Annotated in this window: 9 protein-coding genes; all 9 read right to left on the reverse strand. The window is 49.9% G+C overall.

The annotated features are described in order from the left end of the window. Positions 1 to 112 precede the first annotated feature (112 nt). Complete coding sequence (locus tag QNH46_RS19445) at positions 113 to 1,285, reverse strand: Ger(x)C family spore germination protein (protein WP_283925682.1); 1,173 nt, start codon at positions 1,283 to 1,285, stop codon at positions 113 to 115. Then, positions 1,282 to 2,091 (reverse strand): hypothetical protein, encoded by an 810-nt coding sequence (locus QNH46_RS19450; protein ID WP_283925683.1) that lies wholly within the window; start codon positions 2,089 to 2,091, stop codon positions 1,282 to 1,284. Before QNH46_RS19450 ends, QNH46_RS19445 begins: the two co-directional genes overlap by 4 nt. Next, a complete protein-coding gene (locus QNH46_RS19455; protein WP_283925684.1) occupies positions 2,091 to 2,381 on the reverse strand; it encodes a hypothetical protein in 291 nt (96 codons plus the stop codon). The genes QNH46_RS19450 and QNH46_RS19455 overlap by 1 nt, the downstream gene beginning before the upstream one ends. A gap of 14 nt (positions 2,382 to 2,395) precedes the next feature. Beyond that, the gene (locus QNH46_RS19460) at positions 2,396 to 3,700 is read right to left on the reverse strand and encodes a spore germination protein (RefSeq protein ID WP_244996703.1); all 1,305 of its coding nucleotides are present in this window, start codon (positions 3,698 to 3,700) and stop codon (positions 2,396 to 2,398) included. A gap of 176 nt (positions 3,701 to 3,876) precedes the next feature. Next, positions 3,877 to 4,959 carry a diguanylate cyclase gene (locus QNH46_RS19465; RefSeq protein WP_213593323.1) on the reverse strand — a complete coding sequence of 361 codons (1,083 nt, stop codon included), beginning with the start codon at positions 4,957 to 4,959 and terminating at the stop codon, positions 3,877 to 3,879. A gap of 572 nt (positions 4,960 to 5,531) precedes the next feature. Continuing rightward, entirely contained in the window at positions 5,532 to 8,090 is a 2,559-nt protein-coding gene (locus tag QNH46_RS19470; RefSeq protein WP_283925685.1) for a beta-mannosidase, read from the reverse strand. A 43-nt stretch (positions 8,091 to 8,133) separates the two neighbouring features. After that, positions 8,134 to 9,714, reverse strand: coding sequence for a response regulator transcription factor (locus QNH46_RS19475; RefSeq protein ID WP_283925686.1), 1,581 nt, complete (start codon positions 9,712 to 9,714; stop codon positions 8,134 to 8,136). Continuing rightward, positions 9,695 to 11,440 carry a cache domain-containing sensor histidine kinase gene (locus QNH46_RS19480; RefSeq protein ID WP_347342929.1) on the reverse strand — a complete coding sequence of 582 codons (1,746 nt, stop codon included), beginning with the start codon at positions 11,438 to 11,440 and terminating at the stop codon, positions 9,695 to 9,697. The genes QNH46_RS19475 and QNH46_RS19480 overlap by 20 nt, the downstream gene beginning before the upstream one ends. Positions 11,441 to 11,518: 78 nt before the next feature. Next, positions 11,519 to 12,361, reverse strand: coding sequence for a carbohydrate ABC transporter permease (locus tag QNH46_RS19485; RefSeq protein WP_155611338.1), 843 nt, complete (start codon positions 12,359 to 12,361; stop codon positions 11,519 to 11,521). Positions 12,362 to 12,364: the final 3 nt, after the last annotated feature.

Below are 12,364 nucleotides of genomic sequence, written 5' to 3' on the forward strand. Positions count from 1 at the left end.
ATGAAGTGACAGGTCCGAACCGTTGTAATACCTTCACAAAGGAACCTCTCTCCCCGCAAATTCAGGGAGAGAGGTTCTTTATTGGCGATATAAATTTCGCAAATTCCTCCAGCTAGCGGATCATGCCCGAATATCTAACCTGCACATCCGCCTTGACGCTGAATTCCAAATTCGGATATATCCTTCTCCACTCTTCAAGCTCCGTAGCGTTGTTCCAATTCATGGCGCTGTATCTTAACCCCCATCCGAACGGATCTAGCCCGGTTCCATGGATTTTGACAAGGAATTGCTTAATTTCCTTTTCCCACTGCTCGCTGGCCGCTTTGGAAACGGCTCTGAGAATGGGCCCTGTCATCTCGATTCCGCCCGTGTTATCCTCCAACGATGCCCTGCCTCCGACGGTATACTGCACGACCATGTTACCCTTATTCGATTTAGCCAATTTGAATTTGGATCGGTTAGTTTCCATATTGTAACTATATATGTTACCATCCATTTCTACATTGAAGCTGGTCCGCAGCCCTCGCTGGGTTAGCAAATTAAGCAGTCTTGCCTCGTCGGGCGTTAATTCAGCGCGTATTCTCTGATTGTCCAGCAGCACTGCTTTATTAATCAGAAGAGTATCCTCCCCTTCTTTCTCCACGAGAGGCAGAACAGGATCCAGGCCTTGCTCCGTCAAATGACGCCGTAAATTATAGGAGAACGTGCTGACGATGAAAGGCGATTCAGTTCCTTCCTTCCCCAAGCTTAAAATGAGGTAATAAGCGGGGACCCGCTCGCTTTTTAGACGTACGCCAAGCACTTCCTTGGCCGTAGGCCTGGCCACTCCGTTATAGGCGACTAGTTGAATATCCCTGCGCCTGACCATCCAATCGGTCATTTCGGAAATATTGTTCCGGGCATATCCCTCTCCGAACAATAGCGTCTTGCAAAGGCTGAAATCCAGCTCCTTATCCACCTTTGATTTCAGCAGGCGAATTGCCTCCGGTATGCTGCTTGAAATCTGAGAAATGACAATGGCTTCCTGATTACGTTTTGTCGGATCACCTTCGGGAATAGCCAGTTTAAGCGAAACCTCGATCAAATGCTTACCCTTACCCTTACCCTTGCCTTCTCCCTCTTTTCCTTCTCCGCCTTCTCCGCCCGCTTCCTCCGTTTGAACGGAATCAATTCCGAAACTCAATACGAACGCGCGCCGGTCCACGTCCTTGAATTGGCACCCTGCTAGCAGCAGGGATACCAGGCATAACAGGAATACAAGCCTCGGGTACTGCCATTTTCTCATGCCCTCTTCTTCCTCCTCCGGTATGCGGCAATGATCGTAGCTATCAGCAGAAACTCTCCGGGCAGGCGAACATTCAGAAACCACTGTCCAAGCACCGTTAATTTCACCTGATCTAAATAGAATCCCATCCAAACCGTTACTGCCGTCATCACACCAAGAATCCACCAGTCCTTATTCGAAGCTGCTTTTAATCCCTTTGTCTTCTTCTTCATAAAAAATCCTTTGAATATTTCCAATGCAATATGCCAATGAATGACGGCGCTAACTAGCGACAAGGCTAAGTAAGTGAAATAGAATATAAACAGCACGCGCTCCACGATAAAAAACTCGCTGCGAATGGCATCCGCCGTAGAAAACCAGGTGTATACCTGGTCCTCTACGCCGATCGTCCCGTGATAGCCAATGGGAACAAGCAGCGTAATTAGCAGGATCAACAGTCCGGATACCGGGATCATCCACAAATGTCTAGGCTTCAAGCTTTTAAAGGAGCGGTTGAAAATGGCCAGGTTCACATATCCGGTAAAAATAAAAGAAGCCCCCGCAATAGAGTTGTACTTCGGCATAGTCCATAGATGGGTGATGACCTGCATGACCGCATCCCAGCTGAAATGCGGATTTATTAGCGCCTTAAGCAGCATATAAGCAGCCAGTGGACAGTTAATGATCAGGGTCGTCTCGAGCGCATACAGGATAGATTCTGTTTTTAGGCGGCTGCTAATCGTAACCAGCAATAAAAAAGCGATGAGAGCAAAGAAAGGAGAGACATCTGGACTTATGAAGCGGAGTGTAATATCAACAAAAGACACTAGAGTGATAGCCCCGGATCCATACCAAAGGAAGCAAAAATGCAAAGTAAAGGGATGCCTATAAACCGGGGAAGGGTGGAATCCACAATTTCTGGCAATCCCTCCCCGGGAAAATGGCTGATGATTTTCGTAAAGGTGATCAACAGCGTCGACCCAAGCACAACCGAAATCAAGATGGACAGCAGCGCTCCCTCAAATCGGTTGTCGATCAAGACGCGGGGTACGAAATTTATGATATTAATTAACGCGTTGATCAAATATAAATAATAGAAATACCTTTCCTTAACCATTCTGCTTGTCTCCCTTAGCTTGATTGGCGTTTCGCTGAAAATATTTCCATATAAGGCTTTCCAAAGCTGCGCATGCCCGACAGATACATCACAATTCCCACCGTACTCACCACGATGCCGATTAGTCCGAACGTTGCCGCAAAGAATATGAGGTAATATTTAAGTACACGCACAGTAAAAGCCATCATATTCAAGGGGATGACAAAATTGGAGATCGCGACTGCCGATACGATAATGATCATGATATTACTGACCAAACCGGCCTGCGTTGCCGCTTGCCCCAAAATAAGACCTCCTACCGTCGTCGCCGTCGGCCCGATCGCCTTTGGAAGCCTCAAGCTCGCCTCTATGAGAAATTCCATCATGAGCAGCATCAAGACAACCTCGACGAAAGACGGATAAGGCACGGCAGCGCGGCTTCCCGCGATCAGAAGCGTGATTTGAATTTTTAATATTTCCGGATTATAGGATGTAAAAGCAACATAGAAGGCTGGGAGCGTAACCGTGATAAAGAGGCCGATGTAACGGATCAGCTTCATAAACCAGCCGACTAACGTAAGCTGGATTTTGTCATCCATTGCCGTGAAGAAGTCGTTGAACATGGCTGGGGCTATTACTGCATAACCTACCGTGTTCATAAGTACGGCAACTTTGCCTGCCGATAAGTTGAATACGACCCGGTCAGGCCTTTCCGTTACGATCGTTGTTGGAAAAAGTTGATACCTCCGCTCGCTGATATATTTTTCAAGTTCGCCCGCCGATTGCAAAATATCAACCGATATTTCAGAGAGCCGCTGCTTCATCTCTTGCAATACATCCCTATCCACCCGGGAATCGTCATACATCACGACAACCGTGGTTTGGGACACATCGCCGATCGTTAGCGGCTCGATCCTCAATTCTTTGGACTGGTAGCGGCGGCGAATCAAATTGACGTTGATTTCAATATTCTCGGTCAGGGCATCATTCGGCCCTTGGACGATTGCCTCCGTTATGCTGGAGGAAATACCGCTAAACTCTATTTTCATCGCGTCAAACAAATAACTGCTGTCCTTGATCCGAATAAAAATATAGCCTTTCATCACAAACTCGATAACCTGCTGCTTATCCTTGGCTTTCTCGCACCCCGGAAAAGAAAAGATGTAGTTCTCATATTCCTGAACGTCCATCTCATAACTGGGTACGACAATGAAGCGTTTAACCGTATCTGAATCGGTCAGGCTTCTCAAGTAGATCATTTTAATGTCGCCGGAATTTCCCAGGGACCTCTCCTCGAAATCCATCAGACCGGTCAATTGCTCGGCTAACCATGCTTCCATCCTTTGCTCATTTCGTATCGTTGGCATATCGAATAATATCCTTTCGTTTTGCAAATCTTTTTACGCATTCCTCTCAGTCCGGGTTATTGTTCCAACGAAACGGATAAATCATACATTTGCTTTTCTCAGTTTGTGCCTCATGGCCCCAGCAGCTTTGTATTCGACAAAAAAAAGGCCTAGCGTTCCGCACGCCAGACCTGGTTCCTTCCTGATTCCTTTGCTTTATATAATGCTTGATCAGCCATATCCAGCAGCTGCTCCTCCCCGATGTCAGGATATGACGCGCTGCCTGCGGAAATCGTCAAATGAATAATTAACCCCTGCGGCAGCAAGAACGGCTGTTCCTCCACATTGCTCCGCAAACACTCGGCGATTTTTGCGATCTTGTCCCTGTCGCAGTGATCGACAAGAACGACGAACTCCTCCCCGCCTTTGCGGGCAATCTTATCATCCGGACGAAACGTATCGCGCAGCAGATCGGCAAACTGGGACAATACCGCATCGCCAGCAGCATGCCCGTATGTATCATTCACCTGTTTGAAATGATCGATATCTACCAAAAGCAGAGTAAAGGGGATGCTATACCGGCTGAAGGATTCTATTTTTTGCTGCAGCAATACCTCGAAGGCCCGGGCATTATACAATCCCGTGAGAAAATCCCGGTAAGCCGCCTCGCGCATGGTGCGAAGGGAATCTCCTGATTTCTTCATATATCGCAGCAAGAAAAAAGTGAAGAGCCCGCCAAAGGCAAATACGATGCTGAACATGACTATCGCTTCCCTGCGGTCACTTCCTTCCAGCGTACAATAATAGACGAGGTCAGAAGCAATGATACATAGAGCAAGCGCGGCAAGCCATCTGCTCAATGAAAGTCTGGGGATGCGCAGCAGCAGGAGCGCGAAGAGCAGCGTAACAATTGCATTTAACCCTCCCCCGAAAATCGATACATGATCGACCCCATGGAGCAAAAACATCCGATAAACCGAGATGATCAGCGTCGCGACCCCTCCCGAGGTCATCCCGCCCAGATAAACCGAGATCAGTATCGGAAGCTGGCGGAAATCGGCGAACACATTATCCGTGATCGGAAAGGTAAAATACATGAGCACTACGCCAAACAAACCTAAAGCAATTCCCAGCACTACGCGTTTGCTTCTTTCTTCCAGGCTGCTGTTCAGCAAATATTTGGTTCGAATCATATTTCCAAAAAATAAAAAGGTCGTTAGAGTCGTAAAATTGTTAAACAAACTCTCAAACATCGAACATCCCTCGCTGGATTGACAGAATTGACGTCCCGAGCAATGCAATACCCTACCCTTGATTGATGTAAGCATACCATATAATTTAAGGATGAAAGATTAATTTTCGCTAAAAATCGCTATAATTCGACAAAACATGCATGGACCATTATATCAAGGGCGGATTCTAGGGCCCCACAGCTCTACGGTGTAACAAACACCGAGGGTATTATTTCCACTTTTTTCCCCTTATTCACAAACCTTGTGGACACAGCGAACCTTATGATCCAATTCAAGCCTATCATGGGCCAAATTTGCTGTATTAGCGGAACCTCGGTCCTTTAGCATCCGAATTTGCTGTTTTTATTGAAAATAGAGGAACCTCTGTCCGTTCATAGGTCGGCTGTCCAATCCTAAATAAAAAGAGACCAGGATCGACTCCTGGTCTCTTCATTTGAGGCATATCCCCGGCCCCAACTATATCAGATTATCGGTATATCCTACGGCTAACCCCAATCGCATACTAGCTTGTAGTTGGATTAGTGTCCCGTTCAATGCAGCACACTGACCTGCTGCTCGTCCAGCCTTGCTGCTCAGACATTCAGCGCGCTAACCTGCAGCTTCTCCAAGCTTACCCTGTCACCGTCCAGATGCCGAATGTGAACCGTCCTCGTCTCACCCGGCAGCAGATCGAAGAAATTGTCGCTAAACGACACATGACCTTGCGGCACATCAAGAACGACCATCCGTGCCAAATGATTATGCGCTGTGATGCTTGCCGTCTGCTCCTGCTCGTCAACCTGAACCTCTAGCGCTGCGGCCGGCATGTCCAAATCCTTCTGATCTCGCAGGTAATACAGATTGCTTGGAGCAGCAAAACCCTCGGAGGACAGCTGCACTACAACCTCCTGCGCTCCCTTGCCGCCGAGCACCTCGCTCTCCTTCAAGCTGCCGAGCTGAACAGCTGCGTTGGCCGGAATCGTTACAGCGAATTCGCGGGCATACACCTCTGTCCCTGCAAAATCATACACCTTCAACATGATCTTGCCCTCATAAGCCTGCAGCGTATCATTGACCGCCCACACATGGAGCGGCTGCCCGGCATCATGATCGATTGACAGCAGCAGCGGATGATAAAATTTCTTCATATAGTAATACGATGCCTTTGGCAGCAGCTCGTAGTCGATGACAGACCAGCTTGTACCCGGCCAGCTGTCATTGAGCTGCCAGACCAAGGAACCGCTCGTACGGTGCTTGTTGCGGCGGTAATGCTCGATGCCATATTTCAAACCCTCGGCTTGCGTCAGCATCGAGAACTTCATGTACTCCTCGATCGTCTGCGGAACGCCGGTAAATCCCTCCATCAGCAGAATGCCCTTCTGATGGTTCGTATCTTTGTTTCGATAGGCCATTTCCACGCTGCCCCAGTAGAACTCGCCTTCTGGGATATTTTTCTCCAGCGTGTACCGGTTGGCGGAAGCGTGCATGCCGAACTCGCTGCTGAACAAAGTGAAATCCTTCTTGTAATTTTTAAACGTGACGCCTTCCACGCTGTAATCCAGCAGCGGCGCCTCCCCGTATTTGCGAGGGTACACAGAGCCGTGCCAGACTTGCCAATTATGACGGTCCCCGATATCCGGATCATTCGCATCATTGCCGCCAAACGGGGAAGACGGCCAGTACGCCCGGTTATGGTCGAGCTCCTCCAGCACTTCGGGAATCAGCTCGTGGTAGATACTCTCTCCATAGAAAGGGCAAGTAATGTCTCCGCCAGACGACTTCATGTCGTACAGCCAATCGATTTCATTATTGCCGCACCATAACGCGAGCGAGGTCCGATTACGCAGGCGCTTCACGTTATAGACGACCTCCGCCCGGACATTGTCCATGAAATCCCGGTTAAAATCCGGGAACAGCGCATTTGCGAAAGCAAAATCCTGCCACACCAGCACACCGAGCCGGTCGCATTCGTCATAAAATACGTCTTTCTCATAGATACCGCCCGCCCAAACGCGAAGCATATTCATATTGCACTCCACGGCCAGCTCGATCAGATGACGGTACCTCAGATCAGGAGCCGATCCGATAAAATGATCGACCGGAATCCAGTTGGCTCCCTTGGCGAACAGCTTTACGCCATTCAGCCGGAAAGCGAAAGACGGCTCCCCAGCCTCATTGTGCAATTCCAGCTCAATCGTGCGGATCCCAAACGGCTGCCGGTACATATCCACCTGCAGGCTATCTGCAAATAGCCGCACTTCCAGCTCATACAAATATGGCTCGCCCAAATCATGCGTCCACCAGTAATAAGGCTGGGGCACCAATAAATCTATCGAAGCACTTTTGCCTTCCACGGGAATACGCGAACTGACAACAGCCTGGCCATCCTTGCTAAGCAACCGGACTTCGCATTCGATCCGGGGCATGCCGCCATTTTGCAGCTCTTCCCGTTCGCGGTCGTAGGACAGCTGCTTTTTACGGTACGACTTCACGTCAACTTCAACCCGCACAGTCGCCTTATCCTGGGCAGCCGCAGTCGTTCTCGCATATACACTGTCAATTTTGGCGCGCACTCTCCGCGCGATCGTCACCTTGCCCCAGATACCGACCGTAACCATCCGCGGCCCCCAGTCCCAGCCGTAATTCATCGCTGCTTTTCGAATCCACGGACGCTCTTTCGTATAGGACGACCACTGAAACTGCTCCTTGTCCTTATGGTGCAAATAGAGCGGATCGAACTTCACCGCAATACAGTTCCAGCCGCGCCTTAGGATGCGAGTGACATCAAACGAATGCGCCATCAGCATATTGCGGGTCGTCCCGATTTCATGCCCATTGACATAAACCGTCGCGAATGTGTCCAATCCTTCAAACGTCAGCTCCAGCTGATGATCGTCCTCCCCTTCCGGCCAGGTATAATCAAAATGGGTACGATACCACCATTCCTTCTGCTCGATCCAGCGGCTCTTGGCATCGTTATGCCCGAAATACGGATGGTCAATGATGTTCCGTTCGATTAACGCAGAATGAACGTCGCCCGGTACCTGTGCCGTGATCCAGAAGCGATCATCCAAGCCCGGCGCAGCGATCTCCATTGGTTTCACTTGGCCGACGTCATAATGCTGAAGTTTCCATAATCCTGTAAGCTCCATACTCCTTCTCCCCTTCCGGCAAAATAACGCAATATCCTGTTCTTCACTGCGGCTTTAATTCCAGCGTGGGTTCATCGCGGAATTCGCTCGGGGTTTTCCCCGTATATTTTTTGAAAATTTTACTGAAATACTTCACGTCCTCATACCCGACCTGAGAGGCGACTTCGCTTACCTTGGCCGGGGATACCGCTAAAATTTCCATCGCCCGGCTCATCTTCTTGCGGATGACGAAATCGCCGAAGGTCATCCCCGTCGATTTTTTAAACACCTCGCTCAAATGATTCGGGTGCAGATGGACATGCTTTGCCACCTGCTGCAGGCTGACATCATGCTCAAGCTGCTCCTCGATAAAAGCCATCGCCTTATGGACATGAGCTGTCTGCCCTTCTGCATGCTGGGTATGATAGATTTTCATAATCGTATACAAATGCTGGAACAGCGCATCCTGAGGAATCATGACATCGCCGCGCCTCCATTGGAATGGTGCAGGGGTCCCGTCGAGCAGCTTCTCCCTCCCGGTAGCCGTAAGCACCCGCTCAAGCCAGCGATGTGCAGCGATCGCTACCGAATGCAGGCATGCAGACAGTGATTCCAATGTTGCCTGCGGATCCTGACGCTGCTCCTTGATGAACCTCTGCACCCAGCTTTTCAAGGCTACGGGATCGCCTTCAAGCAGTATCGCCGACAGCTCGATTTCTTCCTCGTATGTGCACACGGTTTTGCCGCCCTTGCGCCGCTTGATCTCCTCGTAGCTGCACATTTTGCTATCGATGATCATCTGATAGCCGAAAGCCTCGTCGGCAGTCAAATAAGACTCATGAAGCTTCTCCAGCTCGTATACCTGCTCGCCGGCAGCCACGAAAAGCGTACACTTCATCATCGATTCAATATGGCGAATGACCTGACGATACTGAGCTTCCTCGTCTTTATGGCGCGGATCGAGGTAAATGGCGGCCACGATTCTGTTCTTCTGCACTATCGTCGTGCAAGTCAGCAGATCGCATAGCATATTCTCCACAGCGAACAGCAGCAGGCTTTCCGCACGCGAATCGTTCCAGCCGTCGGCGGCAATGATCAGCACCTGCTTCTTCCAGTCGCCGATCTGCTGTTCATCTATCAAAGCCGGCAGGAATAGCGGGACAGGCGGCATGCCTCTGCTTTCCTGCGTATCTCCGTCAACAACCCACATCCCGAAGGATCGGCTGACCTCTTCCTTTTTGTAATGATAATTTTGGCTTTCCGCTGCCCAGCGCTCCTGTACACGCCGCTTCGCCTTCAGCACCGTCTTAATGATTTCCTCGGGTCTGCTTGTCTTTAATAAATAATCGCAAACATCCTGACGGATCGCCTGCTGGGTATAAACAAAATCATCATACCCGGACAGGATGATCACTTCGATATCCGGGCTGATTCTTCTCGCCTCCTCCGCAAGTTCGAGGCCGGTCATGCCTGACATGCGGATATCGGTAAGCAGAATATGCGGCCGTTCCTGCGATATGCGCTCCAGCGCCTCTTCCGCCGATGCTGCCGGCGGCAGCAATTCAATGCCGATCTCCTGCCATCTTATCACCTTGGCAAGCCCGGTTCTTATGATCACTTCATCATCAACTATCATGATTCTCATCGCGTTCCTCCAGAATCGGAATAGAAAAGGATACCCTTGTTCCGGCATGCAGCCTGCTCTCGATCTCAATCCCCGCATCCAGACCGTAATGCAGAATCAGCCGTTCATTCACGTTGCGAAGTCCGTAGCTTACAGACGTAGAACCATGCAGCTCCTTCTGCTCTCGATTCGCATTCGGCAGCAGATTGGCCCTTACGGCAGCAAGTCGCTCTTCGGTCATGCCGATGCCGTCATCCAGCACCAGGAAGCACATCATTCCGCCCTTTTGCTCCAGATAAACGGTGATCGTGCCGGCCCCCTCTTTTTTCTGGATGCCATGTATCAATGCGTTCTCCACCAGAGGCTGCAGCAGCAGTTTAAGCATATATTTATCCTGTAAATTATCATCGATGATGAAATCGATATTGAACTTGTCAGGGAAGCGGATCGCCTGCACCTGGGCGTAGTTCTGAATATGAGCAATTTCCTGCCGCACGGGATAAAATTCCTTGCCTTGGTTCAGACTGATCCGTAAAAAGTCGCTTAGCGCCTCCACCATATCCGCGATGCGTTTCTCATCGGCCATGAGTGCAATCCAGTGTACGGAGGATAAGGTATTGTAGAGGAAATGCGGATTAATCTGGGCCTGCAGCGCCAGGATATCCGCTTCCTTCTTCCTTGCCTCGTTGCGGATCAGCTCCGCCTTCAGCTTCTCGATATGCCTGCCGAGCATGTTATAGCTCGCCCCGAGCTTGCCAATTTCGTCGCTCGAATTCGTCGGAAACAGCGGAAGCGGGGCATCCGGATCGATCTTGGCCAGCAAACGGGTCAATAGCCGCAGCGGGTTCGTCACGCGCTGCGCGACAAACAGGATTAGCCCGACGCTGATCATGGCCGCAAGTGCTACAGCTGCAATCGTCAGCAGCAAAATGTAGCGGTTCTGTGCGCTGTACTGGTCATACGGAATCATACCGATCAGCATCCAGCCGACGCTGGGCTCGCGAAAATGCAGCATCGTCTGCTTGTTTGCCCCTTCGCCATACGTCATACTCCCGTACAGGTTCGCGCTGAATTCGCGAGTCAAGCCAGGATACAGCTCCTCAAGCGGCTTTGCCAGCCAATCCTTCTCGGTCGCCGACAAAATAAGCCCCTCTTCATTGACGAGCGCGACCTGCCCCCGTCCTTCGCCCAGCTTGGGCTGCGACCAATATTGGGATATCGCCTTCTCGTCAATGCTGATCGCCAGCCAGCCGAGATCGCCATAGTGATGGGTGCTGCGCAGCGGACGGATAAACGTGATGACATTTTTGAGACCCGAATAGTCTTTGACTTGGTACACGCCCGTCCACATCTTATCCGTTACCTTCTGAATATCGACCTGCTGCGGCAGGTTGGAATCATATAACGTCGCCGTCGACATCGTGGTTGGAAATTTCCGCGATACAATCGAAATATCGGTGATATATTTTTTTGAGCTGGCCAGGTTCATCATCATCCCCACGATGCGCGACCTCACCTTCTCATCCTCGCTTGCCGAGCTCAAGTATTGCTGCACATCGCTTTGGCTGATCAGGAACAGCGATATATTCTCCACGTCCTGTATAATGAATTTGAGATTCCCGTCCATCTGCCTTAAGGTTTCGATGCCTGACAGCTTCGTCTTCTCCTCCGTAACACGGGATGAGGTAATAAACGCAAAAGAACCTAAAAACAGCAAAGGGATCAGGATGGAAACCAACATCATCATTGAAAGTTTTCGCCGTAAAGTCATTCCCATCCACCATCCCATGTTGTCAGTCTGTTCATCCTAGAATCTTCTACCAATCTATCCTTTGACAGCTCCCGCCGTCATACCTTTCATAACTTGCTCCTGGAAAATCAAATACATGATCACCGTTGGAATTACCGATATGGTCATTCCCGCCAGCGTCAGCCCGTAGTCGGTCTGATAGCCGTCGGCAAAATTCGCGATGCCTAGCGGGAGAGTTTTCAGACTCGTCTTGCTAATGAACACGAGAGCAAAAGAAAAATCATTCCACGAATGCAGGAAGCTCAATATAGTAACCGTAGACAGAGCCGGCAATGACATCGGCAGAATGACTTTGAGGAACAGGCCCCATACCCCGGTCCCGTCTATGAAAGAAGCCTCCTCAATATCTTTCGGTATCGACATCAAGTAAGCGGACAGCACAAAGATCGCCGTCGGCAGCGCAAATGCCGTGTATGGCAAAATCAGCGCCCAATACGTATTCAGCAATTTGATTTGCTTCATTAGAATAAATAGCGGAACCAGCGTGCTGTGAATCGGAATCAGCATGCCGACCACAAAGAAGGCCATAATCATGCCTTTCATGCGAAATTGGAACCGGGCCAATACGAAGGAGGCCAGCGCTGCAATGAACAATGTAACGGCCAGCGAACCCAGCGATACGATTAGCGAGTTCATGAATGCCGTGCCTAATTTGGCGCTCTCCCAGGCCCGGGTGAAGTTCTCCCACTGCCAATTCATCGGCAGGCCGAACGGGCGGCTGTAAAAGTCTTCATTCGTCTTGAATGCGCTAATAATCAGCCAAAAGAAAGGATATATCGTAACGATACCATAACCAATCAAAATTGCCCAAAAAATTGACGATCTTATTTTTCTTATACTAAGCATGGTACTGCTCATTTT

This window comes from Paenibacillus woosongensis, assembly GCF_030122845.1.
Taxonomy (GTDB): domain Bacteria; phylum Bacillota; class Bacilli; order Paenibacillales; family Paenibacillaceae; genus Fontibacillus; species Fontibacillus woosongensis_A.